Genomic DNA, 23,285 nt, shown 5'->3' on the forward strand with positions numbered 1-23,285 from the left:
CCCTTTTCTTGGTTCAGAAGTCGCCGCCGATGGCGTGGCGGGCGACGAAATGGTCGGGTCCGACGGCGACCAGCGGCGCGACCGCCGGTTCGTCGCCGAGCGCGCGGATGGGGCTGGGGATCTCGCCGGTCAGCAGCCGCAGGTCGCGGGTGCGGCGGCCGGGATCGGCGACCGGCACCGCCGCCATCAGGCGGCGGGTGTAGGCGTGCTGCGGGTTCTCGAAGACCGCGCGGCGCGGGCCGATCTCGACGATCTGGCCGAGATACATGACGGCGACGCGGTGGCTGACCCGCTCGACCACCGCCATGTCGTGGCTGATGAACAGGTAGGAGAGGCCGCGCGCCGCCTGGAGGTCCATCAGCAGGTTGACGACCTGCGCCTGGATGGAGACGTCGAGGGCGGCCACCGCCTCGTCGGCGATGATCAGCTTGGGATCGCAGGCAAGCGCGCGGGCGATGCAGATGCGCTGGCGCTGGCCGCCGGAGAATTCGTGCGGATAGCGCCGGGCATGCTCCGGCCGCAAGCCCACCTGGGTCAGCAGCTCCGCCACCCGCGCCTCGATGGCGCGGCGGCGCGACTGGCCGGGGGCGGCGGCCGGCGCGTAGTCGTGGACCAGCATCGGCTCGGCGATGCTGAAGCCGACGGTCATGCGCGGGTTGAGCGAGGCGAAGGGATCCTGGAAGATGTACTGGATCTTCTCCTTCAGCTTCGCCTGGCCGTTGGAATCCAGCGTGGTGGTGTCGACGCCGTCGAAGCGGATGGCGCCGGAGGTGGCGGCCTGCAGCCCCATGATGGTGCGGCCTGTGGTCGACTTGCCGCAGCCGGACTCGCCGACCAGCGCCAGCGTCTCGCCGGGACGGACGGCGAAGCTGACCTTCTCGACCGCATGCACCCGCGCCTTCAGCGAGCCGAAGATGCCCTTGCGGACGTCGAAGCGGGTGGTGAGGTCGCGCACCTCCAGCAGCGGCGCCGCCTCGCCGCGCACGGTGTCCTGCACCGGCGGGGCCGGCGGTGCGGCGCCGGCCTTGGCGTCGTCGACCACCAGCAGGGGGAAGCGCACCGGCAGGTCCTGGCCGCTGAGCGCGCCCAGCTTCGGCACCGCCGACAGCAGCGCCTTGGTGTAGGGGTGCTGCGGCGCGCGGAAGATCTCCTCGACCGGCCCCTCCTCCACCTTCTTTCCGCGCCACATGACGACGACACGGTCGGCCACCTCCGCCACCACGCCCATGTCGTGGGTGATGAAGATGACGCCCATCCCCATCTCGTCCTGCAGCAGGCGGATCAGCCGCAGGATCTGGGCCTGGATGGTGACGTCGAGCGCAGTGGTCGGCTCGTCGGCGATCAGCAGCGACGGCCGGCAGGACAGCGCCATGGCGATCATCACGCGCTGGCGCATGCCGCCGGAAAGCTGGTGCGGGTGGCGGTCGAGCAGCCGGGCCGGCTCGGGGATCCGCACCTTCTCCAGCATGCGCAGCGCCTCGGCCCGCGCGGCCTTGCGGTCCAGCCCCTGGTGCAGCATCACCGCCTCGGCGATCTGGTCGCCGATGGTGAAGACCGGGTTCAGGGAGGTCATCGGCTCCTGGAACACCATGGCGATGTCGTTGCCGCGCATGCCGGTCAGCGAATCCGCCGACGGCGCCGCCAGGTCGCGCTCGCGCCCGTCGCGTCCGGTGAAGCGGATGCGCCCGCCGACGATGCGGCCGCCGGCATAGTCGACCAGCCGCATCACCGACAGCGAGGTCACCGACTTGCCCGAGCCGGACTCGCCGACGATGGCGACGGTCTCGCCCGGCGCCACCGAGAAGCTGAGATCCTCGACCACCCGCACCGGGCCGTCGTCGCCGGCGAAGGCGACGCTCAGCCCCTCCACCGACAGCAGCGACGGCGCCGGCCCGGCGGACCGGGTCAGCGCATCGATGGCAGCGGCGGCGGCAGCGGCGGGCGACCGGCTCATCGGCCCAGCCTCTCGGCGAACAGCGGGAACAGGCGCCGCCACACCGGACCCGGCGCGCCGGTGCCGACCGGCTTGCCGTTCAGGCGGGTGACGGGGGTGATCTCCTTGGTGGTGCTGGCGATCCAGATCTCGTCGGCGGCATCGAGTTCCGCCGCCGCGACGTCGCGCTCCTCCAGCGCCAGGCCGTGCTCGGCGGCGAGCCGCAGGATGACGGTGCGGGTGATGCCTTCCAGGATGCGGCTGTCGTTGGCGGGCGTCGCGACGGCGCCATCCTTGACCACGAAGACGTTGGTCGCCGCCCCTTCGGTGACGACGCCGTCGCGGAGCTGGATGGCGTCGACCACGCCGGCGTCGGTGGCCGCCTGCTGCGCCAGCACGCTGCCGAGCAGGGCGATGCTCTTCAGGTCGCAGCGCAGCCAGCGGATGTCGGGGATGGTGATCGCCGCCACCCCCTGCTCGCGCCAGGCGGCGGGCGGCCGCTTCAGCGGGCTGGTCATGCCGAAGACCGACGGCGCCACCCCGGCCGGGAAGCCGTGGCCGCGCGAGGCCGCCGCCCCGCGGGTGACCTGGAGATAGACGGTCAGGTCGCCGGCGATGCCGGAGTCCGCCGCCAGCCGTTCCATGATCGCCAGCCAGTCGCCGGCCGACAGGCCGGTGTCGATGCGCAGGGACGCCATGCCGCGCTGAAGGCGGGCGATGTGGGCCTCCGGCTCGAACAGGCGGCCGTTGTAGGCGGCGGTCACCTCGTAGAGCCCGTCGGCGAACAGGAAGCCGCGGTCCAGCGGCGACACATGGACCTCGTCCAGCGGCAGGTAGCGCCCGTTCCAATAGGAGATCGTCATCGGCTTCAGCTTCTTCAGCGCGGGATGGGTGGGGAAAAGGCCGGTCATCCGTCGGTCTGCCGGCCCGCTTTCGGCACGACGTGGAGATAGGGCAGGATGCGTTCGGCGACGTCGGCGGCCTGCCCGACGCTGTCGTGCCCGGTGCGCGACAGGGCGGTGCCGAGGGCCACGACCAGCGCCATCAGCCCGGTGGGGGAGCTGTGGCGCACGCCGTGGTCGGCCCCGGCCAGCAGCGTCACGTCGGCGAGCGGCACGATCGGCGAGTCCGGCGCGTCGGTCAGCGCGATCGCCTTGGCGCCGCGGTCGCGGCAGAGCTGCAGGTGTTCGATGGTGCGGCGCGAATAGCGCGGCGAGGTGATGGCGATCACGAGGTCGCCGGGCTTGACCGTCATCAGCCGGCGGATGGCCCGCTCGGTGCCGGCGAACTCCACGGACTCGCGGACGTTGTCGACATAGGGCTCCAGCACGTCGGCGAGGAACAGGGCGAGGTAGGCGCTGTCGCCGAGCCCGAGGGCGATGACCCGGCCGGCCTCGCGGATCAGGCGGATCGCCGCCTCGCACTGTTCGGGCTGCAGCAGCTCGGCGGTGCGCAGGACGTTGCCGGCGTCGCTGGCCAGCGATTCCCGCATGATCTCGGCGTTGGAGGTGTCGCGCTGCACGGCGACGCGCAGCTTCTCCACCGGGGCAAAGGTGGATTCGAAGGCGCGCAGCAGGTCGTCGCGGAATTCGGGAAAGCCGTCATAGCCGAGGAAGCGGGAATAGCGGTTGACCGAGGCCACCGACACCTCCGCCGCCGCCGCCAGCTCGCCGATCTTCAGCGTCGCGGTGCGGAAGGGATAGGCCAGCGCCCAGGCCCCGACCTTGGCCAGCGCCGCCGGAAGCTGCGGCTGGCAGTTCTGCATCCGGATCAGCAGCGATCCCGTCTGGATGGGCGGCTTCATTCCCGTGGATGCCCTTCCTGCAAGCCCAAGCGCGGCAGCGATGGTCGAATGGTTACAGAAATTTCCAATTTCTGTAAATCCATTTTCACATGGCAGCCTATGCCCGGGGCTATGCCGTTCCAGGTAACGGGCTATGCCAGGGCGGCGGATGGAACGTCTGAAACCGGGTGCACCATCGCCGCCCCCCGTTCACGGTTCGCCGCCGCCCAGCCGGGCAAGGCCGGGATAGGAGAAGGCGCGCCGGCCGCCGCGGCGTTCGCGAGCCGAGCCGAGGTCGGGGTGGAACTCCCCCTCCGGCAGCGCGGTCCAGGGAAAGACGCCCTTCGGCCCCTCGGCCTCCGGCCGGGCAAGGATGGCGGCGACCATGCGCGGATCGGGCGGCACGCGCTCGCGCAGCGCACCGGGGGGATCGAGGTCGTCGAAATCCGGGCGGCGCGACGGGCCGGCATCGGGACCGGGCTGCTGTCCGGTTCCCGAGCCGGCCCCGGAGGCGGGTACCGGCGCCGGAGCGAGCCCGGTTTCCGAGGCCGGGGCGGACGCGGCGGCGGATGGATGCGGACGGCCGCGCCCGTCGGGCACTTCGTCGCCGGCGAACATGCCGAGCCTGTCGGCCAGCCAGCGCACGGTGGCCGGATCGCCGGCCGATACCAGCCGCTCGACCTGCTCGGCCACCAGCCCGCGCAGCGACGCCAACCGCAGGTCGGACTCGCGGGTCAGGGACTGGCGCTCCCACCACACCCGGTGGCGGAACGCCTGCGATCCGTAATAGGCCCGCCACAGCGTGGTGCGGCTGCATCCGATGCTGCGGGACACCTGGAGGAAGGAGGCGCCGCGGGCGAGCATGCCTGCCGCCATCACCCACTGCTCCTCGTGGAAACGCGATCCCGGAACCAAGGCCCCCTCCGGCGGCTCCGGCGGCTCTGCGGCCCAGGGCGGCAGGCTGCCCGCCCTCGGAGCATCGCCGGTGGCGGGGGCGGTGGTGCGGGCGGCAGGATCGAGGCAATCGGGGGGCATGGCGATCTCCCGGGGTTGAAAAAGGCCTGTATTCCTATTTTATGACGAGAGCGGGAGTTGTTGTAGGTTTTTATTCTAACAACACAACCGGCTGGCAAGCCCGACCGGCGGCCGGGTCCGATCGCGGCCGCGCTGTGCTGGGGGCATGCCGGGCGCGGCTTCTTCAAGTTGGCCGACATCGCCGCGAACACCAGACGCAAGGATGCTCCGCCAATCCCGCCGGCGCCGGCGCTGGCGCTGGCGCTGGCGCTGGCGCTGGCGCTGGCGCTGGCGCTGGCGCTGGCGCTGGCGCTGGCGCTGGGGGCCATAAGGCGCATCGCCGCCCTCGTCGATCTCAAGCGCGCCTTGAATGGCAAGCCGGCGGCCGAGCGGTTGGCGGCCAGAGGGTGGCGATCATGTATGGCCTGATCACCACCGCCAAGTTGAACGACGTTGATCCGCAGGCGTGGCTTGCCGACGTGCTGGCCCGCATCGCCGGCCTGCCGCAGAAACGCCTGCACGAACTGCTGCCCTGGAACTGGAAGGCGGCCTGACCGCATCACTCACCGAGGCGTACGTCGGCAACGGATCGGATGTCGATTGGGTGTCGATTGGGTGTTTCCAAACCGGGTCCCGCTTCCGATCCTGGGGCAAAGGATCGGCTCACAGGGGGCGTGATGACACCAAGGATCGAGGCCGCTGGGGCGTCTCATGCTGAGAACCGGGAGGATTTTTCATGCAGAAACGCATATTGTTCATCTCGATGCTTGCCACGTCGGCGAGCCTATCTGCGGTAGCTCAAGAGGTTTCCGTACCTCCGGTTACGACTGCCGATCCAGGCTACCTGTTCCCCAACGACCAGTATCAGCGTGGCCGACAGGAAAAGGATCGTGATCGCAGCCGCAGCGGGCGCTCCCAGTCCGGACAGACGGGCATGATCGAACTGGATGCCGCGGCGCGCGCCAGGGTTGAAGCTTCGATCAAGGCCCTCGTTCCTGAGTATAACAGGCGGGCCAAGCGGGACGGAGAGGTCAAGGCGAATGCCTGGATCCGTCAAAAAGCCTTCGTCCTCGGACAACGCGAGGCCGACCTCATGAAGGAGCGGATGAAACGTCAATGACGTCCGGTACGGGCCAAGGCGATTGCGTCCAATGCCAAAACGCCGATCGCCGGCCTGAAGCCGAAATCGGGAAACTCCGGCGCGACCTCTGCGGCACGCGCTCCAGACGCAAGGCGCGTCTTCTGCCCGGCACGGCTTCTTCAGGCTGGCCCATTCGGCCGCGGCAAGGATCTGCAACTCCTCCTGTTCGCGGCCCGGCCAACCGGCGCCGGGACCGGAGTGTCCGTCTCAGGGCATTTGCTTCAGGATGACCTTCGTCTTCAGAAGGGATTCGGCAAACGTTACGACGGCTCTTTCGTCGACGCGGCCGGCCACATGGATATAGACCGTGCCGTCTTTTGCCACCGCGATCCTGCGCCCCTGAGGGATACGCGCTTCCAGCGTCCTGATGTTTTTCCGAAGCCGTTGGATCACGGCGGTGTCGGGACGTTCGCCGCGCGTCTGTGCGCTTTTGTTGGGCCGTGTCGACCTCTCCCCGCCGGCATCGCGGTTCGGCACCCGCTGCCGTTCCGCATTCTGGTGGTTCTGATGCCGGTTCCACAATTGCTGGTTAAGGTGGATGTCGAGATTGTCGATGAACTGGCTGGAGGCGGGCGAGGCGCTGCCGAGGAGGATGGCCACGGCAAAAGGCAGGGCGAGGAGCATCACGGCCGCTGAGGCAGTCACGTGCTTTAGGCGTGCAATCATCGGCGTGGCTTCCTTCGGGATCGTGGGGAGCGGATGATCTTCTCGATGAGACGTACCGGCACGCAGAGAGCTTGGTGGCTGATTGCGATTTCGCGTGGGCTGCGGTTGTGATCAGGGTTGTTGCAGGCCCTGCCGTGCGTCGTCACGGTTGGGCGCATGCTGGATACGGAGGGACAGATCGATCGAGCGGCTATAGCCCTGCTCGCTGCGAAGGAAGACGTCCCAGCGCTGATTCGAACCCATGCCGGAACATACCACGACCATGTCCTGTCCGTTGGCGGTCTTCTCGCGAAAGGCATCGAAAAGGGCGATTCGCTGGCTTTCTTTTTTGTTCGTGACACCCAGCCGCTCCTCGCTGCCGCCTTCGAGCAGAAGCAGTTCAGCGGCCTCCGGCATGTTGTGCAGGTCGAGCTCCAGACCTTCAAAACTGTAGTGTTCGATCGGAAAAGCCGGAGCTGCTGGGCCTCCTGTCATGGGCGGCGTCTGCGTGTTGCGAGCAGGCCGCCGCACCTCGCGCGCGAACAGGTCCGTACTCGCACGGATGGTGGCCTGCATCCGTGCCGGGTCCGGTTCGGAAACCTCCTGACGGAGCAGGCGCGATAGCGAACTGTCTTTTTGCCGGCTCATAGAAGGCCTCTCAGCGTTTTACGCGCATTGTGGATATGCCAGGAAACGGTCACCTCTTTGCACCGCATGATCCGCGCGGCCTCGGCGTGACTCATCTCTTCGCCATAGACGAGCATGACCGCATCGCGCTGTTTCTCCGGCAGTTCCTGGACCTTCCGCCAGATGTCGGCGACATGCAGCGCGTCTTCCTGATCCCCGTCGCTTCCCTCGGTGGCCATCGAAGCGACCTCGGCCGCCTGGCGGTTGACGCGCGCCTGACTGCGCAGCAGGTCCCGCACCGCATTCAGCGTGACTTGATACAGCCAACTGGTGAAGCTGGCCCGGCCGTCGAAGGACGGGAGGATGGTGGCAAGGCGCATGCAGACCGTCTGGGTCACGTCTTCGGCGTCGGTCTTGCAGCCGAGCCATCGGAACGCCGTCCTGTAGATGAATGGGTAATGCCGGGTGACGAGGCGCTCGAAGGCGGCGACGTCGCCAGTCTGCGCCTGCCGGACGAGAGACATGGGATCGTCGGTCCCCGGTGCTCCATCTGCGATATGCTCCTGCACGCCGCCCTTGTCCTCCGCCTTGCACATCCCCCTGCTTTTTTAGCGGAATCAATACACCTGTGTCCAATTCCCGTGACTTCCCGGACATCACCGATCGGCGTCGGGATCTCGAAGGAGGTGGCGTTTCCCATTCAATCCTCCAGCCAGTACGCTTCCCCGCGCACGAGAACCGTGTCGGGCAGGGCTTTGTCCGTGCTTTCGGGGACAGCGAAGAAATGGCGCTCGACCTCTCCGTTCCGTTCAAGGATCAGCGCATAATCCTCAAAGCGGTAACGGGCGGTGACCTCCGCTTCGTCGGGAGGGGCAACCATGATGTAGCTGGTCGCGACATTGCCGGCGACGAAACCGCTTCGATGGTAGGTGACCATCCCATCCTTGCTGAAGGTGTAGCGCCGATCCTGCCTGTGACCGCCCATCCCGACCTGAAGATAGTGGTAGCTCGCCTTCAAGCGCGATGCCGTCATCGGGCGCAGGCGTTGCGGCTTTTCCAGCTCGACCGTGCGTCCCTCGTCGTCACCGCGGCTGTGGGTCAGCGTCACCTTCCCGCCACGCTCCTTCCAAGTGAACCAGCGGTGCGGCTCGCGCTCCTTCGACCGTTGCACCGCGAGATCCGTGAACGGAAAGCTCCAATCGTGCCGGTAGGCGGTGCCGTCCCGCAGCAGGACGTAGACGGCTTCCTCACGGTCGACATAGCCGTTGCCGAACCCATCCAAGCGGTTGTCGAAGCTGGATTCGTACAGAACAGACTCGACCTCCCCGAGGGCGATACCGTTGTTGGGGCCGGCATAGGCTTCGCTTTCCTCAAGGGGGCGCGGCATCAGTCCGACGGTGTCGTCCTCCTCGACAAAGGGGCGGCGGGTTTCCTCCGGGGTGAAGAGACTGCATTTCGTGAGCGTCAGCTTTCCGCCGGTATGGGCGTCAAGAACGGAGCGCGGCATGCCGGCGACGACGCGGTCCTTCCCCAAGGCCTGCGCCATGCGTGCTTCGTGCGTACCATCGACGAAGGTGTCGCATTCGACCTTGAAGGAGGATTGCCGGTCGCCGCGCCATTCACGCAACTCGCTGTCCCCGGTGACGCGGCCGTAGAGAACCTGCATGCCATCAGCGATCAGCCAGTTGAGGGCCTGCTCCTCGCGGGCGCGTCTCAGGTCGCGGTAACGGCGCGCGCCTTCCTTGCTGCCGATCTCGGCCATCTTGGCTTCGATCCGGGCAGACAGAGCAGCCAGGCGCAGGATCCGCGTATCCTCGACGCGCTTCTGGCCGGGCAGGATTTTCGGAGTGTCTGGAACCTCGATCCCGAGATCGGACGCGCGGCGGAGGAGGCGGCGAACGGTTGTTTGCACGGAGAACTGGCTGTCGTCCCGGAAGACGTCCCGGAAGACCTTCATGAGATCGTCGCATTGTTGCGGGTTCTTCTCGAGGTCCTGCTGGATCACCCCAGCCAGCCGGTCCCGCCCGGTGTCGTATTGTCCGGCAAATTCGGGCATGCGGTGGCGGATGGCGCCGATCAGCCGTTCATAGCCCGATCTGCCATTCCCATATGACCAGCCGGCAAGGATGTCGCGACGCCCGGCCCCACCGGCAGGGTCGCGCTGATTGCACTGCTCCACATAAAGCTCCGTGGCCGTGAAAGCCCCGATGACCTTGCCAAGCTCCGCCGTGAACTCGGCGACGTCATCGGCTTGGGCATAAACCGGCATAAGGGCGATCAACACGACGCCGGCAAAACGGTGTTTCATGAAGAGTCTCCGAGGTTCCTGTCGACCCGCAGGTTTTGACCGTTGGGCGTACCGTCTTTCGCCACTCATCGTCCTTCTCCCCAAGTTTCGCCCAACCCGGTCCTGTCGGGAGACGAGGCTTCCAGCACGGGCGGTTCCTGCCAGTTCCAAAGCGGGGGAAACGGATCGCGCGATGCGTCATCCGGATCCGGAATTCCGCGCCAAGGGCAGGACAGCATGAAACAGTCAACGCCGGTGTCACCAACGGCCGGCCTTTTGGTGGGCGCCACGGGCGTGTCAGCCACAATCATACCGATGCCAATCAAGGTGAAGATCAGGGGACGGCGACGAGGAGCGGAATGGCTTGCTTCCCGGTTGTTCAGCGATTCTTCAGGCCATTCTTGCTGCGCTCGCGGGCGATCTCGTCGCGGCGGCCATCAATGTCGTCACGAAATTTCGTCAAGTTCTTGCGAATTTCGCTGATGATCGCCGCATGTTCAGTCTTGTCCACCAGCCCGTTTGGGTTGGTGTCATCCCATTCCAGTGCCCAGTTGATCGCAGCGATCCATTCGTCGGGATCACCGGCGATATATTCGTTGACGGGGCGGCCAACCTGTTCCGTCAGGGCGCCGAACAGCGCGCGGTCGTTGCCGCTGGCGGCCTGCTTCGCAGTGGCAATCAGGATGCGGTAGCGAAGCTGACCCGCATACATCCAGTTCGCCGCTTCCTGTCCTTTCCCTTGCGCAAGTAGCCGCGCGGCAAGAACATAAAGGGCCGAGGGATGAAGCTCGGGCGCAGTCGCGATGATCTTTTGGTTGCTGAGCTTGCTGAGATCCAGCTCCTCCGCGGCTCCGGGCCAAGCGAAGACAAGGCCGAACAGGCCGAACAGGGCGAACAAAGCGAGTATCCAGCGGCCCATGTCATGGAACCTCTTCAGTGACTCCCTCGGTGAGACGGCGGGCGCGCGACGATCCTTGGCCGTGCGGAAAGCTTCGCCGTGATGGGTGAGAACAGAACCCACCAAGACCGCAAGCCTGAGCGGCGTCGAACATGCATGTCGAAGTGGCGGGCCGAAATGCACCGGACCTCCGTCGGGCTGATCGCAGTCCTTCTTTCCGGAATCATGCAGGTCCGGACAGTCCGGGTTTTCCGACGCAGATTGACCTGTCGGAACAGGCAAGGGAAACGGATGAGATGTTCAAGCGACTGTTCGCCGGATTGCACAAGGATGAGGAGGCCTCCAAAGCTGTGCCGGACTCGGTGGGGTCCTTACAGGATGATGTCGTCCGTAGCATCGTTGCCGACAGCAGCGATCTTTATGACGATGAGTGGGGCGATCGCGATTGGGTTCACATCGCCGTCAATCATGAACTCCTGATCGAGGAAGGGCGGCGGTCGAGCACGCAGACGGCAGTGTTGGCGCACAGGCCCGGAGCACCGCTTGAAGATCTGAGCTTCCGGATGAGCATGGGCACGAAGCGGAAACTTATCGCCTTAAGGGATGCGATGAGCCGTGAAGGCAGGGAACCCTGGACGATCGCCGACATCACCATCGAGGGCGATGGCCGGTATAAATTCACGTTCGGCTACGGGCCGCCGCCCCGGATCAATGGCGACCTTCTGCACACCCCGTTGAAGGGCCTGCTGGAACGCTACAAGGCGGACAGGGGGCTAAAATGAAGGCTTGGCGCGGCGACGGCAGCACAACCGCCTTCGTCTGCGTCTTGTCATGATGGCCGGCGCCGCTTCTTCAGAGCCTGTTTCAGAAGGGGGCCGGGAAGCGGGCTCAGCCAATCCGGTCCCGGAATCGCTCAGAATCTCGGGTCCGGCCGCCGATGATCTCGGGCCGCTACAGAGACCGCTTGAAACGGTCACGCTCCAGCAGCGGCGGGGCGGTCCTCAAGCCGAGCTACGGCATCCGGCCATCACCATGGTGTTTCGCCGTCCGGTTCGAAGAAGCGACCTGTTTCGTCGCCGCTCATCGCATGGCGAACCGGAAGGCGAGCCCCCTCCTCCGGCGTCATGAAGCCAGTGTGGCCAGTGAGGTCGGTCTTCACGTAGCCGGGGCTTACCGAGTTGACGAGGATGCCGGTGTCGCGCAGCTCCTCGGCAAGCTGAACCGTGAGCATGTTCACCGCAGCCTTCGAAGCGTTGTAGCCGATCAGCCGGGCGGAGTAATAGGGCGAGGCCGGATCGCCCATGACCGTCAACGACCCCAGCGAACTCGACAGGTTGATGATCCGGCCGGCCGGCGCCTTCCGCAGCAGGGGCAGCATCGCTTGGGTCACCGCCAGCGTCCCGACGAAGTTGGTCTCCATGATCCGCCGCGCCGCCTCCGGAGCGGCCATGCTGGGCGGTCCATCCTCGGGATCGACAATGCCGGCGTTGTTGACGAGAATGTCGAGCCGGCCGTGTTCCGCCCCGATGGTCTCGGCCGCTGCCGAGATGCTGGCATGGTCGGTCAGGTCGATCCGCACAGACTGCGCCGTCAGCCCTTGGGACGCGAGAGTGCCGACGGCTGCCCGGCCGCGGGCGCCATCGCGCGCTCCGATGACGACGTGGACGCCGGCCTGGGCAAGCTGGCGGGCAATCTCCAATCCGATGCCCTTGTTGGCGCCCGTCACGAGGGCAATGCGACCGTCGTTCGGCATGAGCTGTTCCTTCATTCTCCTGCGTGTGACGGCTAAGATATGAAGAATCATTCAGCTCCGGAATTCGCTTATGCCTCCCCCCGCACCACGACACCTGAAAGCCCGGAAACGCCCGCGCCAGGCGCGTGCCGGAGTGACGTTGGACGCGATCTTTGAAGCGACCATTCAGCTTTTGCTGGCCGATGGCCTGCCCCGCCTGACCACCACCCGCGTTGCCGAACGGGCGGGAGTCTCGGTAGGCACGCTGTACCAGTATTTTCCGCACAAGCAGGCGCTGCTCTACGCACTCAACGAACGATACCTGGACGCTCTGGCGGACAGGATCGAGGCGACCTGCCTCGCCCATCATGGGGTATCGCTGCGCGTGATGATCGATGCGCTGATCGAAACCTACTGGAAGGCCAAAACGGAGCGGGCGGATGTCACGCGCGCGCTGTATCGCACCGCCGTCGAGCTCGACAACGAGGCGCTCATCGAGGACTTCGCGGCGCGGGTCGACGCCGCCACGCTTGCCATGCTGGCGAGCGCCTCCGACTGGACGGGGCAGGACCTCGCCGGCATCAATCTGACGCTCGTAACGGTGATCTTCGGCACGGTCCGCAACGCCTTCGAACGCAATCTGCCGCCCGCAGCGATCGAGACGCTTCGGGATCATCTGCTCCGGATGTGTCACGCCTACCTGAGCAGCGCCGGCAAACGGCACGGACCCGCGGACGTTGGCGGCTGACAGCGGCCTCGGCCGCGGCATCAATCATGGCTTCGGTGAAGCGGCCATCGATCACCCCGTTGGAAAACCGGCGGCGGTATAACAGTGGACCAAAGGCCTGGGTCACGCTTCCAGCGACACCGCTTGAACCGACCACATCCTAGGCGAGCGACAGGCGGGCCACGCACCAATCCCATACCGCATCGAGTGGCCTGCGTGACGATGACGAGCGTTTGCGGACAAGGAAATAGCCGGGCTCCGCGATCATCGTCGCATCGGTCACCTGCACCAGCCGTCCAGCCTCCAGATCGGCGACCACGAAGGCCCTGCACGCCAGGGCGATACCCTGGACAGCCAGGGCGGCATCCAGCGCCAGCGCCGTCTGGTTGAACACGGCGCCCGGCAGCTTCCCGCCGGTTCGCAGGAACACCGGCCAATGATCGTGCGCATCATGCAGAAGCGGAAATTCCCGAAGCTGCTCGACGGCCAGCGGAAGAGACACGCCCCTCACCAGGTGCGGGCTGGCGACCGCCACCAGTTCCTGGCGGAACAGCAGCCTCGCCTCCAGGTCCGGCGGAAAGGGCGGACGGGTCAGCCGCACCGCTATGTCCACCTGATCCCGGTCGAAGTCCGACAGCGCCTCGGTCGCGACCGTGCGCAGCTCCACGTCGGGAAGGGATTCGTTGAGCTCGGCCAGGCGCGGGATCAGCAGCTTGGTCGCAACGGTGGGGGTGACGCTGATCGTCACGGTTCCCGGCCGCGCGAGCAGCCGCCCCGTCGCCTCGCCGAGCATGTCGAAGGCGCGCGTCATGTCGGCGAGATAGGCGGCGCCAGGCAGCGTCAGGGACAGGCCCCGCGGCTGGCGCTTGAACAGGGCGATGCCGAGCTGATCCTCCAGCGCACGAACCTGCTGCGCAACGGCGCCCTGCGTGACGCCGAGCTCCTCGGCGGCGGCGCGGAAGCTCAGCCGGCGGCCGGAAACCTCGAAGGCGCGCAGGGCATTCAACGGGGGCAGCTTGCGGCGAGGGTAGACCATAGGAGCGCCAGTAGTTTTTCTACATGCTAGCGCGCTTCCTTCTGGTGCGGAAGACCGCCGGCCGCCATGGCATGATCCCGGCGAAATCTGGATGCCGGAGGCTTTCATGTCTGGAGAAAAAGTCGCTCTCATCACCGCCGGCGGGTCGGGGATGGGAGCAGCGGCCGCGCGGAAACTGGCGCAGGACGGCTATCGGGTCGCCATCCTGTCCTCGTCGGGCAAGGGCGAGGCGCTCGCCCGGGAACTCGGCGGTGTCGGCGTGACCGGTTCGAACCAGTCGAACGCCGACCTGAGGCGGATCACCGATCTGGCGATGGAGAGGTGGGGGCGGATCGACGCGCTGGTCAACTCCGCCGGCCATGGCCCGCGCGCGCCGATCCTAGAAATTTCGGACGAGGACTGGCACCGGGGCATGGAGGTCTATTTCCTGAATGCCGTGCGGCCGATCAGGCTGGTGACGCCGATCATGGAGGCGCAGGGCGGCGGCGCGATCGTCAACATCTCGACGGCATGGGCGTTCGAACCATCCGCCATGTTCCCGACCTCTGCGGTGTTCCGGGCCGGGCTGGCGAGCTTCACCAAAATCTTCGCGGATACCTATGCGGCGAAGAACATCCGCATCAACAACGTCCTGCCCGGCTGGATCGACAGCCTTCCCGCGACGGACGAGCGGCGCGGCAGCGTTCCGATGGGCCGCTATGGCAGGGCAGAGGAAATCGCCGCCACCATCGCCTTCCTGCTGTCGGAGGGCGCCGGCTACATCACCGGCCAGAACATCCGTGCGGACGGCGGGGTGACGCGCGCCGTCTGAACCGGTGGCGGGAGTGAACCGGTGGCGGGAGGGGAGCCGTGGCGGACCGCCATGGCTCCCCGGCAATCACTCAGACGGATCACTCCCCGGATCACTCCGGCCGGGGCGCCCGCAGGCAGGCCCTGCCCCCTTCCACGAAACGCGGCCGGGGGGAGAGGCAATCCTGGCTCACGATGCCGGCGTGCCGAACAGCTTCTCGCAGTAGGCAGCCAGCGGCTCCGGCCGGTCCATCCGGCCACGGTACGCGATGTGCCCGTCCGGCCGCACCAGGACCACGGCGCCGTCGCCGCCGATCCCATAGGCCGCATGCGCCTCGCCGTCCAGGTCGGACAGGGCCACCGCGTCGCCCGGTTCCGGCACCGCCGCCCCGAGCACCAGCCTTGGCCGCACCCAGCCCCAACCGGCGACCGCCGCGAAGGCCCGCCGCAGGTCTGGCAGGGCGTCCGCCTGGCGGCCGTCGAAGCCGAGAAGCGACCAGCCCCAGCTCCTGCCATCCGGATTGTAGAGATGGGCGAACAGCGTCGTCGAGGTGCCGTCGGCGGCGATCAGGGCCGCGTCGGGAGCGCGGTCGCCGGCCTTGGGCGTGCGGTGATGCAGCGCGTCCGCCACGCCGGCGAGATGGTCCTCGTTGAGCGGGCTGGCGGGATAGGCGACCGTGAGCTGCTGCAGATCGGCGCTGCCCTGGATCAGCGCGCCGATGTTGGGCAGGAACCGGGCGGCGACGTCCATGATCGCGTCCTTCACCGGGCCGCGATAGACGCTGTTCTGGAAGCCGCGGACCTGCTGGGCGTCGAGCCGCCGATGCTCGCCGCCCCGCTCGGCATCGTAGGACTCAAGCAGCAGCGGCGTCGCCTTGCCCCGCAAGGCCATCGCCAGCCGCCATGCCACCCCGACCGCGTCGTGGAAGCCGGCGTTCATGCCCTGGCCGCCGGCGGGAAGGGACAGGTGGCCGGCATCCCCGACGAGGAACACGCGATCCTTGGCATAATGCGCCGCGGTGCCGTGCTGGAAGCGGCTGTGCGTCAGCCAGATCGGATCGGTCAGCGTCAGCGTCTCGTCCTCGGTCACCTCGCGGGCGATCGCCTGCATTTCCTCCAGCGTCGGATCGCGGTCGGGGATGCCGGTGTCGTCGGCCAGAAAGAACAGGCGGTGATAGCCCTCCCAGACCGGCAGCACGCCGCAGAAGCCCCTGGGATAGTAGAAGAACCAGAGATGGTCCCGATCCAGCGACCGTCGCCAGTGCAGCTTGGCATCGACCTGCCGGTTCATGCAGTTCGGCAGCTTTTCCGGCTCGAAGCCGAAGCCCAGCTCGTTGCGGATGAAGCCCTTCGCCCCGTCGGCACCGACCAGGTAGCGGCAGCGCAGGGTGGCGGCCGGCCCGACGGCCTGCTCCTCGTCCTCCTCGTCCGCCGCCGCGATCCTGACGGAAACGCCGTCCGCATCCTGCGTGAAGCCGGTCACCTTGCGGCCGCGTTCGATCCTGCCGCCCTTCGCCACGACCTGCTCCGACAAGGTGGTCTCGATCACGTCCTGCCCGCTGTAGAGCACGGGGCCGTAGGGGCTGGGGACGTCGGCGATCCCGATCGGGTCGACGGCGCGTCCGTTCAGGAGCGTGTTGATCTTCGTGATCTTGTAGGACTTCTCCGCGATCGCGTCGCGGACACCGATGCCGGCGAGCAGTTCCTGGGGCCTTGCCCAAAGGTTGTTGGCCCGCGAATACTCCTTCGGCTGCCGCCGCTGCTCCACCAGTAGGCAATCGACGCCATGGTGGGCGAGCGCGCAGGCCGTCGTCAGGCCGATCGGGCCGCCCCCGACGACGATGACCTCCGCATCAAGACGATCGTGTTCGGTGACAATGCTCATTGAGCTTCCTCTGAAGGGGGAGGCGGAGCGGACGTGGCCGCCGCCTCGAAGGTCTGGTCGATGACCGAGGTCATCTCGCGGAGCACCGCGACCGCGACCGCAAGCCGCTCGGCGCCGATCCGTTCGAGGATGGCGCCGTCGAGCGGCACGACCGCGGCTTCGGCCGCATGCAGGGCGGCGTGACCGGCCGCGGTCAGGACGACGAGCCTGGCGCGCCGGTGATGCGGGTTGTGTTCGAGACTGACGAGGCCGCGGTCGGCAAGGAGGTCGACGACCCGCTGCACCGCCTGCCGCGTCAGGCCCATGTTGCGCGCGATGTGGGCCACCGGCAGCGGCGTCGGCGAATAGCCCAGCGCGCCCAGGACCTGCCACCATGCGGCGGTCAGCCCGAGCGGGCGCACCAGCTCGTTGCCGGCGCCGACAAGCCGGCCGTTGGTCTCGAACACCGCCAGCACCAGATCGCGGACGCTGGCCGGCTCAGGTGGGCCACCCATCGGAACAACACCCTGTCGTGATGACAACATGCTGTCGTAACGGCGGTGGGCCGGCCAGGTTCCATCCGCCCCGCCAAATCGCCCGCGGGTCCCGAGGGCGTTTCCAGCCGTTGACTCATAACGCAGACCTGATTAGGTTGCGTTATGACACCTGAACCGGACCCCTCCGAGGAAGACGGCGCCGAGATGGCGGATGGCGAAGCCGGCGGGCTGCGCAAGGGAGCGCCGAGCCTCTACGGCGCGTCGGTCGAATACGGCCTGCACACGGTGCTTTGGCTGCTGGCCGAGCATCCCAAGCGCCCGAGCAGCCGCGAACTGGCCGAGATGCAGGGGATCCCGGCGGCCATGCTGTCGAAGATCATGCCGAAGCTGGAAAGGGCCGGGATCGTCAGTTCGAGCGACGGAATCAGCGGCGGCTACGCGCTGGCGAAGCCGCCCGCCCAGGTGACCGTGCTCGACGTCGTCGATGCGATCGAAGGCGGCCGCAAGCTGTTCGACTGCAAGGAGGTCCGCCGCGGATGCATCCTCTTCGGCGGCTCGCCGCCCGCCTGGGCGGCGTCGGGCGTCTGCCGCATCCATGCCGTGATGATCCGCGCCGAAAAGCAGATGCGGTCGGAGCTTTCCAGGACAACCCTCGCCGACCTCGCGCGGGGCGGGCGACCGGCGGAGTTCGAGGCGCTGGTCGCCGACTGGTTCCGCGACCGGGCCGCCGCCCGCGAAACGGCACGCATCACCGCGGTGAAGACGGGGCGCCGTCCGCTTCGCAAAGGCGGCGCAACCGCACAGCCGGGCGATCCCGGTGCGGTTCCCAGTGCGGATCCCAGTGCGGATCTGGGCACCGGCGAGGAATGAACCATCCACCACCAGCAGAAAGGGCTGACACATGGAACGCTTGACTTGGTACGACGTGGCGCCGGAAAGCGCGAAGGCCGTCGGCGGCCTCTATCACTATGTCACCAGGGGCACGAACCTTCCGGAGGACCTCGTCCACCTCGTGTTCCTGCGTGCGTCCCAGATCAACGGCTGCGCCCATTGCATCGACAAGCATGGCCGCGACCTGCGCAAGACCATGTCGGCGGACAAGGTGGCGCTGGTCCCGGTCTGGCACGAGGTTCCGCACCTGTTTTCCGACCGGGAGCGCGCGGCGCTGGCCTGGACCGAGGAGGTGACCCGCATCGGCGAAACCCATGCGTCCGACGAGGCCTACGCCGCGGCTTCGGCGGCGTTCGAGCCGAAGGATTTCGTCGACCTGACGGTGGCGATCGCGGCGATCAACGCCGTCAACCGGCTGGGCGCCCCCTTCCGCCTTCCGGTGGCGGCCAAGGCGTAACCCGCCTCGCGCCTGATCCGGTCCGCCGGGCGGGGGGCCGGCCGGGCGGGCGGCGTGACGGATCCGCGAGACCGGACAGGGCGGCAGGGGATCGAAGCCGAATCCGGGATCAGAAAGCGGAGTTCGCGGCAGGCCGCCGACTGGCATCACTCGATGGCCCGCACATCGCGGGTGCCATCCAAGGATACCAGTTTCCATGACCAAGCCGCTCGCCCTGGCGACCACCCCCGAAGGCATCGTTCCCGCGCTGCTTGCGCACCTCAATTCGCTCGACGTCGAGACGATGCTCGGATTCTACGATCCTGACGGCATGATCGTCGATGCCGGCGGAACGCCGCATGCCGGGCGCGCCGGGATCGGCGCCGAACTCGAAAAATACTTCAGCCTGGGCCTGGAGATGTCGATCACGCAGCGGCACCTGTTCGTCGCCGGCAACATCGCCCTGCTGATCCTGGACTGGTCGTATGTCGGGATCGCGCGGGACGGAACCGCGGTGAACATGGTCGCGACGGCGACCGACATCGCCCGCCGCGGCGAGGACGGGCTGTGGCGCTACCTGATCGACAATCCGTTCGGCTCCGCCCGCCGGGAGACCGCCTGATGCCGGGCGGCGCAGCCGCGGACGGGAGCGCGCCCTGGCGCGGGGTGACGACGACGGGGATCTATTGCCGCCCGACCTGCGGCTCCCGCCCGCCCAGGCACGAGAATGTCAGGCTGTTCGAGAGCCGGCACGACGCCGAGGCCGCCGGCTTCCGCCCCTGCCGCCGCTGCCGGCCGCAGGACGGGCCGGTCGCGGACCGGCATGCGGAGCTCGTGGCGGAGGCGTGCCGGCTCATCGAGGCGGACGAGGGTGTTCCGTCGGTCGGCGCGCTGGCGCACGCCCTGGGCATCAGCGAGGGCCACCTGCATCGCCTCTTCAAGGCGCACACCGGCCTCACGCCGCGTGCGTTCGCCCAGCAGAAGCGTGCGCAGGACGTCCGCCAGCGCCTCTCGCGAGGACAGAAGATCACCGAGACGATCTACGAGACCGGATTCGGCTCCAGCGGCCGCTTCTACGCGGTGACCCGCAAGTCCCTGGGCATGACGCCGTCGCACTACAAGGCGGGCGGGACGGGAGAAACCCTCCGCTTCGCGGTCGGCCAGACGTCGCTCGGAGCCATCCTCGTGGCCTCCAGCGAGGTCGGCGTCGCGGCGATCCTGCTGGGGGACGATCCCGACGCCCTGCTCCGGGATCTCCAGGAGCGCTTCGCGCATGCGACCCTGGTCGGGGCCGACGCGCAGTATGAGGCGCTCGTCGCGCGTGTCGTCGGGTTGGTCGAGGCGCCGGCCCTGGGGACGGCCCTGCCGCTCGACCTGCGGGGCACGGCGTTCCAGAGGCGCGTCTGGAGGCTGCTGCAGTCCGTGCCGGCGGGGTCGACGATTTCCTACGACGAGATCGCCAGGGCGGTGGGCCGGCCGCGGGCGGTCGGCGCGGTCGCAAGCGCATGCGCGAGCAATCCGCTCGCCGTCGCCATCCCCTGCCACCGGGTCGTGAAGGCCGACGGGAGCCACTGGGGATATAGCTGGGGTCTCGACCGCAAGCGCAGCCTGATGCTGCGCGAAGGGATCGGACCGCCGCCTCCCGGTGCCGATGCCGCCCGGACCGACGGGGAATGATCCCGGACGGCGTGCCGGGCGCCCGGACGGAGGGCGCCTGGGCGTCCTATGCCGCGGCGTCCTATACCGGAGCGTCCTGGTCCTCCGCCCGCTGCTGCGCCTCGTCATAGGCGTGGCGGCAGTCGACGATGCGGGGCCAGTTCTCCCGGATCCACGAGGTGAAGCCTTCCAGCGCCGGCAGCATGCTCGCGCCCATTTCCGTCAGCTCATACTCGACGCGGGGCGGCACCTCCGGGAAGTAATGGCGCACCAGCAGGCCGTCGCGCTCCAGATTGCGCAGCGTGAGCGTCAGCATCCGCTGGGTGATCCCTTCGATCCCGCCCTTCAGCGTCGAGAAGCGGAGGCGGTGGCCGGGTGCCACGGCAAGGTGCGACATGACGAGGATCGTCCACTTGTCGCCCAGCCGGGCGAGGACGCTGTTGGGCGCGCAGGGCTTGAAGCGGGGGCCGTCCTTGGTCTCGATGTAGGGCCGGCCGTGAATGACTCGTTCCACGCGTATCATCCTTGTGCCTGAGGGTGAAGAATGTGCCGTCTTCCGGGCCGTCCCGCCCGGGTATATGTGGATGGCCCTCGTCCAAGCGCGAGTTCAAGCACGAGGGTAACGTCCATGTCCGACGGAAAGCAGCGAATTCTGGTCTTCGGCGCGACCGGCCAGCAGGGTGGATCGGTGGCATCGGCACTTCTGGCGGCCGGCTGGCGGGTCCGCGCCCTGGTCCGCGACCCGGCGTCCGCCAAGGCGGCGGCCCTGCGCGGGGCCGGCGTCGACCTCATGCAGGGCGGCTTCGCCGATGCCGCCCTGATCCGGCAGGCGATGGAGGGGGTGCACGGCGTCTTCAGCGTCCAGCCGAGTTCCGGCCAGGGCCCCCTGCTGGGGCTGAGCGACGAGGAGGAGGAACGCTACGGCATCGGGATCGCCGACCTCGCCGCCGAGGCCGGCGTCCGGCACCTCGTCTACACCTCGACTGCGGCCATCGGGAACGAGCCGACCGGCATGGGCCACTTCGACACCAAGGCCCGCATTGAGGCGCACATCCGCAGGCTGCCGATCACCGCCAGCATCGTCCGGCCGGTGACGTTCATGGAGATGCTGGCGATGCCGGGCTTCGGGCTGAACGAGGGACGCTTCAGCTTCCTCCTGCGCCGCGACCAGCGGATGCAGGTCATCGCGGTGGAGGACATCGGCCGGTTCGTCGCGGCGATCTTCGCCGATCCGGCACGGTTCGGCGGAACGACGCTGGAGATCGCGGGCGACGCCGTCACCGGGCGGGAACTGGAAGCCCTGTTCAGCGAGGCGGCCGGCCGGCCCATCGCCTATGCCCGCTTTCCCGACGACCTCCTGGCCGCCGACCCCTTCCTGGGCAAGCTGGCGGCGCTGATGGATGCCGGGCGCCTCGCGGGCAACGCCGACCTCCAGGCGCTGCGGGAGCTGAATCCCGGGATGCTGTCCTTGCGCTCCTGGCTCGCCGGGCCCGGCCGCAAGGCGTTCGCGGCGGCGCTCGGCGACGCGGGCAAATGGGACTATGGGCCGGCTTGACGGAAGGGGCGGGCGGGCAGCGGCTGGAGCCGGCCGAGCGGCCGGGCACGCGGGTTCTCATCCCCTGCCCTGCGCCCGCGTGGTCATCAGCACGCCCACGGTGATGACGACCGCCCCGGCCCAGGTCATCGCCTGGTATCGCTCGCCCAGGATCGCCACCCCGAAGACCAGGCCGACCGCCGCCGCGACGTAGCCGATCTGACTCAGATACACCGGCCCGCCGACCGCCTGGAGGCGGAAGAACAGCGCGAACATCCCCGAGGCCGCAGCGACCTGCCCCAGCACCACCAGCGGCAGCGGGGCGCCGGCGAGGCTGGCGACCGGCCCGCCGGCCCCCGTCACGAGCATCCCCGCCAGCAGCATGGCGGCGGAGGCGAGGTTGCTGCCCACCGCCAGCTCGATCGGGCCGGCGCCCTCCGGCCAGTCCAGGGTCCGGTAGATGTTGCCGGCCGCGAGGCAGACGGGAATGAGCAGCCCGGCGGCAACCCACAGCGGCTCGGCCGGCTGCCCCGCCTCGCCGCGCGTCGCCGCCACCATCACCGCGCCGGCGAAGCCGACGGCGATCCCGGCGATGCCCAGCGCGTTGGGCCGGCGCTGGCGGAACAGGATCGACAGCCCCAGCGTGAAGACCGGCGACAGCGTGAACATGACGCCGGTGTAGCCGGCCCCGAGGTGCGGGATCGCCGAGAACATCAGCAGGTTCGGGATGGCGTAGGAGATCGCGGCGGTGGCCGCGAAATAGCGCAGCCGGCGCGGGGTGAGCCCCACCCTGCCCCGGCGCGCCAGCAGCGCGCACAGCAGCACGACAGCCGCCCCGAACGAGACGACGAAGGCCCAGAGCGGCGCGCCGACCCCGCCCTGCGCCGCCAGCTTGCCGAACAGCGGCGTCAGGCCGAGCAGCCCGCCGGTGGCGAGCAGGAGGCCGGCGGCCGAGTTCCAGAGCCTGGTCATGGTGAGGTTCCCGCTTGGCAAGGATCGCGTGCGGCGGTAATGTTTAGCCTGAAGAATCTTTACGTCAAGATACTTGATGGTGAGAGGAATGGATCGGGCCGACAGGGCGCTTGAGCAGTGGCGGCGGGAACGGCCGGACCTCGACGTCCGCCCGATGGCGGTGATCGGCCGGCTCACCGAGGCGGCGCTGCTGGTGTCGCGCGACCGGCTGGCACCGGTCTTCGCGCGGTTCGGGCTGCAGCAGGGGGAGTTCGACGTGCTGGCGACGCTGCGCCGCTCCGGCAGCCCCTATGCGCTGACGCCGACGGCGCTCTACGAGGCGACAATGGTGTCGTCCGGGGCGATGACCAACCGCCTCGACCGGCTGGAGCGGGCGGGCCTGATCCGGCGGGAGCCCCATCCCGGCGACCGGCGCGGCGTTACCGTGCACCTGACGGACCAGGGCCGCGCCGTGATCGACGAGGCGGTGACCGCCCATGTCGAGAACGAGCACGCCATCCTCTCGGCCCTCACCGAGGGGGAGCGGGACGCGCTCGCCGCCCTCCTGGCGAAGCTGATCGCCGGCCTGGAACCGCAGGACGGCGGGTGACGGGGGTCATGAACCGGTGGAGGCGGCTCCTCCGGCGGGGTGCGCGAGGCTGCCGCCGACACGCGCCGGCGGGGCATGGAAGCACCCGGTCGAGCCGCGCGGTTCCGGGTCGAAGCGGGGAGCCCGCCTGGAGTAATGCGGCGTACGCACAGTCGGGGCGTTAAGCTTTTCGCCAAGCCAAGGCGCCGGTCCGCCCGCCGTCGCCGGGACAGCGGGACTCCACGGTCCGTTCGC

At 68.2% G+C, this 23,285-nt stretch carries 25 protein-coding genes and 1 pseudogene; 11 read left to right on the top strand and 15 right to left on the bottom strand.

The annotated features are described in order from the left end of the window. Positions 1-13: 13 nt before the first annotated feature. The 4 genes from J2850_RS23810 to J2850_RS23825 form a co-directional block, all read right to left on the bottom strand. Positions 14-1,954 carry an ABC transporter ATP-binding protein gene (locus tag J2850_RS23810; RefSeq protein ID WP_246513456.1) on the bottom strand — a complete coding sequence of 647 codons (1,941 nt, stop codon included), beginning with the start codon at positions 1,952-1,954 and terminating at the stop codon, positions 14-16. Continuing rightward, positions 1,951-2,844 carry a D-amino acid aminotransferase gene (locus tag J2850_RS23815; RefSeq protein WP_246513458.1) on the bottom strand — a complete coding sequence of 298 codons (894 nt, stop codon included), beginning with the start codon at positions 2,842-2,844 and terminating at the stop codon, positions 1,951-1,953. The genes J2850_RS23810 and J2850_RS23815 overlap by 4 nt, the downstream gene beginning before the upstream one ends. Further along, positions 2,841-3,737: a MurR/RpiR family transcriptional regulator gene (locus J2850_RS23820; RefSeq protein ID WP_209987356.1), complete on the bottom strand. Its 897-nt coding sequence runs from the start codon at positions 3,735-3,737 to the stop codon at positions 2,841-2,843. The genes J2850_RS23815 and J2850_RS23820 overlap by 4 nt, the downstream gene beginning before the upstream one ends. Before the next feature lie 189 nt (positions 3,738-3,926). After that, entirely contained in the window at positions 3,927-4,751 is an 825-nt protein-coding gene (locus tag J2850_RS23825) for a hypothetical protein (protein WP_246513460.1), read from the bottom strand. A 96-nt stretch (positions 4,752-4,847) separates the two neighbouring features. Here J2850_RS23825 and J2850_RS23830 point away from each other — a divergent pair. After that, positions 4,848-5,284: pseudogene (locus tag J2850_RS23830) on the top strand (transposase domain-containing protein); the annotation flags it as partial. Positions 5,285-5,466: 182 nt separating this feature from the next. Next, on the top strand, positions 5,467-5,850 hold the full coding sequence (locus J2850_RS23835) for a hypothetical protein (RefSeq protein ID WP_209987360.1): 384 nt from the start codon (positions 5,467-5,469) through the stop codon (positions 5,848-5,850). A 228-nt stretch (positions 5,851-6,078) separates the two neighbouring features. Here J2850_RS23835 and J2850_RS23840 read toward each other — a convergent pair whose 3' ends face one another. The 5 genes from J2850_RS23840 to J2850_RS23860 form a co-directional block, all read right to left on the bottom strand. After that, a complete protein-coding gene (locus J2850_RS23840; protein WP_209987363.1) occupies positions 6,079-6,537 on the bottom strand; it encodes a hypothetical protein in 459 nt (152 codons plus the stop codon). Between the two features lie 111 nt (positions 6,538-6,648). After that, positions 6,649-7,092 carry a hypothetical protein gene (locus tag J2850_RS23845; RefSeq protein ID WP_209987366.1) on the bottom strand — a complete coding sequence of 148 codons (444 nt, stop codon included), beginning with the start codon at positions 7,090-7,092 and terminating at the stop codon, positions 6,649-6,651. 68 nt (positions 7,093-7,160) lie between these two features. Next, complete coding sequence (locus J2850_RS23850) at positions 7,161-7,739, bottom strand: RNA polymerase sigma factor (RefSeq protein WP_209987369.1); 579 nt, start codon at positions 7,737-7,739, stop codon at positions 7,161-7,163. Positions 7,740-7,843: 104 nt separating this feature from the next. Further along, positions 7,844-9,451, bottom strand: a complete 1,608-nt coding sequence (locus tag J2850_RS23855; RefSeq protein WP_209987373.1) for a hypothetical protein — start codon at positions 9,449-9,451, stop codon at positions 7,844-7,846. 358 nt (positions 9,452-9,809) lie between these two features. Continuing rightward, positions 9,810-10,328: a hypothetical protein gene (locus J2850_RS23860; RefSeq protein WP_209987376.1), complete on the bottom strand. Its 519-nt coding sequence runs from the start codon at positions 10,326-10,328 to the stop codon at positions 9,810-9,812. A gap of 296 nt (positions 10,329-10,624) precedes the next feature. Between J2850_RS23860 and J2850_RS23865 the strand changes: the two genes are divergently transcribed. After that, entirely contained in the window at positions 10,625-11,110 is a 486-nt protein-coding gene (locus J2850_RS23865) for a hypothetical protein (protein ID WP_209987378.1), read from the top strand. Between the two features lie 245 nt (positions 11,111-11,355). On the opposite strand, the gene J2850_RS23870 is transcribed toward J2850_RS23865, so the two are convergent. Next, positions 11,356-12,081: an SDR family oxidoreductase gene (locus J2850_RS23870; protein WP_209987381.1), complete on the bottom strand. Its 726-nt coding sequence runs from the start codon at positions 12,079-12,081 to the stop codon at positions 11,356-11,358. Between the two features lie 139 nt (positions 12,082-12,220). On the opposite strand from J2850_RS23870, the gene J2850_RS23875 reads away from it, so the two are divergent. Continuing rightward, positions 12,221-12,808, top strand: coding sequence for a TetR/AcrR family transcriptional regulator (locus J2850_RS23875; RefSeq protein ID WP_246513462.1), 588 nt, complete (start codon positions 12,221-12,223; stop codon positions 12,806-12,808). 139 nt (positions 12,809-12,947) lie between these two features. Here J2850_RS23875 and J2850_RS23880 read toward each other — a convergent pair whose 3' ends face one another. Continuing rightward, positions 12,948-13,823 carry a LysR substrate-binding domain-containing protein gene (locus tag J2850_RS23880; RefSeq protein ID WP_209987386.1) on the bottom strand — a complete coding sequence of 292 codons (876 nt, stop codon included), beginning with the start codon at positions 13,821-13,823 and terminating at the stop codon, positions 12,948-12,950. 106 nt (positions 13,824-13,929) lie between these two features. On the opposite strand from J2850_RS23880, the gene J2850_RS23885 reads away from it, so the two are divergent. Next, positions 13,930-14,634, top strand: coding sequence for an SDR family oxidoreductase (locus J2850_RS23885; RefSeq protein ID WP_209987389.1), 705 nt, complete (start codon positions 13,930-13,932; stop codon positions 14,632-14,634). A 168-nt stretch (positions 14,635-14,802) separates the two neighbouring features. Here the strand turns inward: J2850_RS23885 and J2850_RS23890 are convergent, their stop codons facing one another. Together J2850_RS23890 and J2850_RS23895 are read right to left on the bottom strand one after the other, a co-directional pair. Then, positions 14,803-16,497, bottom strand: coding sequence for an FAD-dependent oxidoreductase (locus tag J2850_RS23890; protein WP_209987394.1), 1,695 nt, complete (start codon positions 16,495-16,497; stop codon positions 14,803-14,805). Beyond that, on the bottom strand, positions 16,494-16,991 hold the full coding sequence (locus tag J2850_RS23895) for a MarR family winged helix-turn-helix transcriptional regulator (protein ID WP_209987397.1): 498 nt from the start codon (positions 16,989-16,991) through the stop codon (positions 16,494-16,496). The genes J2850_RS23890 and J2850_RS23895 overlap by 4 nt, the downstream gene beginning before the upstream one ends. Positions 16,992-17,135: 144 nt before the next feature. On the opposite strand from J2850_RS23895, the gene J2850_RS23900 reads away from it, so the two are divergent. From J2850_RS23900 to ada, 4 genes are all read left to right on the top strand, one after another. Then, entirely contained in the window at positions 17,136-17,843 is a 708-nt protein-coding gene (locus tag J2850_RS23900; RefSeq protein ID WP_246513464.1) for an RrF2 family transcriptional regulator, read from the top strand. Between the two features lie 31 nt (positions 17,844-17,874). Further along, positions 17,875-18,321, top strand: coding sequence for a carboxymuconolactone decarboxylase family protein (locus J2850_RS23905; protein WP_209987400.1), 447 nt, complete (start codon positions 17,875-17,877; stop codon positions 18,319-18,321). A gap of 196 nt (positions 18,322-18,517) precedes the next feature. Continuing rightward, a complete protein-coding gene (locus tag J2850_RS23910; protein ID WP_209987403.1) occupies positions 18,518-18,922 on the top strand; it encodes a YybH family protein in 405 nt (134 codons plus the stop codon). Continuing rightward, the gene (gene ada, locus J2850_RS23915; RefSeq protein WP_209987406.1) at positions 18,922-19,977 is read left to right on the top strand and encodes a bifunctional DNA-binding transcriptional regulator/O6-methylguanine-DNA methyltransferase Ada; all 1,056 of its coding nucleotides are present in this window, start codon (positions 18,922-18,924) and stop codon (positions 19,975-19,977) included. The genes J2850_RS23910 and ada overlap by 1 nt, the downstream gene beginning before the upstream one ends. A gap of 61 nt (positions 19,978-20,038) precedes the next feature. Here ada and J2850_RS23920 read toward each other — a convergent pair whose 3' ends face one another. After that, the gene (locus J2850_RS23920; RefSeq protein WP_307354511.1) at positions 20,039-20,470 is read right to left on the bottom strand and encodes a winged helix-turn-helix transcriptional regulator; all 432 of its coding nucleotides are present in this window, start codon (positions 20,468-20,470) and stop codon (positions 20,039-20,041) included. A gap of 114 nt (positions 20,471-20,584) precedes the next feature. Here J2850_RS23920 and J2850_RS23925 point away from each other — a divergent pair, with 114 nt between their 5' ends. Next, a complete protein-coding gene (locus J2850_RS23925) occupies positions 20,585-21,511 on the top strand; it encodes an NmrA/HSCARG family protein (protein ID WP_209987411.1) in 927 nt (308 codons plus the stop codon). A gap of 57 nt (positions 21,512-21,568) precedes the next feature. Here the strand turns inward: J2850_RS23925 and J2850_RS23930 are convergent, their stop codons facing one another. Next, positions 21,569-22,462 carry a DMT family transporter gene (locus J2850_RS23930; RefSeq protein WP_209987414.1) on the bottom strand — a complete coding sequence of 298 codons (894 nt, stop codon included), beginning with the start codon at positions 22,460-22,462 and terminating at the stop codon, positions 21,569-21,571. An 88-nt stretch (positions 22,463-22,550) separates the two neighbouring features. Here J2850_RS23930 and J2850_RS23935 point away from each other — a divergent pair, with 88 nt between their 5' ends. After that, positions 22,551-23,051, top strand: a complete 501-nt coding sequence (locus J2850_RS23935; protein ID WP_209987416.1) for a MarR family transcriptional regulator — start codon at positions 22,551-22,553, stop codon at positions 23,049-23,051. The last annotated feature ends 234 nt before the right edge of the window (positions 23,052-23,285 follow it).

Origin of the sequence: Azospirillum picis (assembly GCF_017876115.1) — a bacterium.
In the GTDB taxonomy this organism is placed as follows: Bacteria; Pseudomonadota; Alphaproteobacteria; order Azospirillales; family Azospirillaceae; genus Azospirillum; species Azospirillum picis.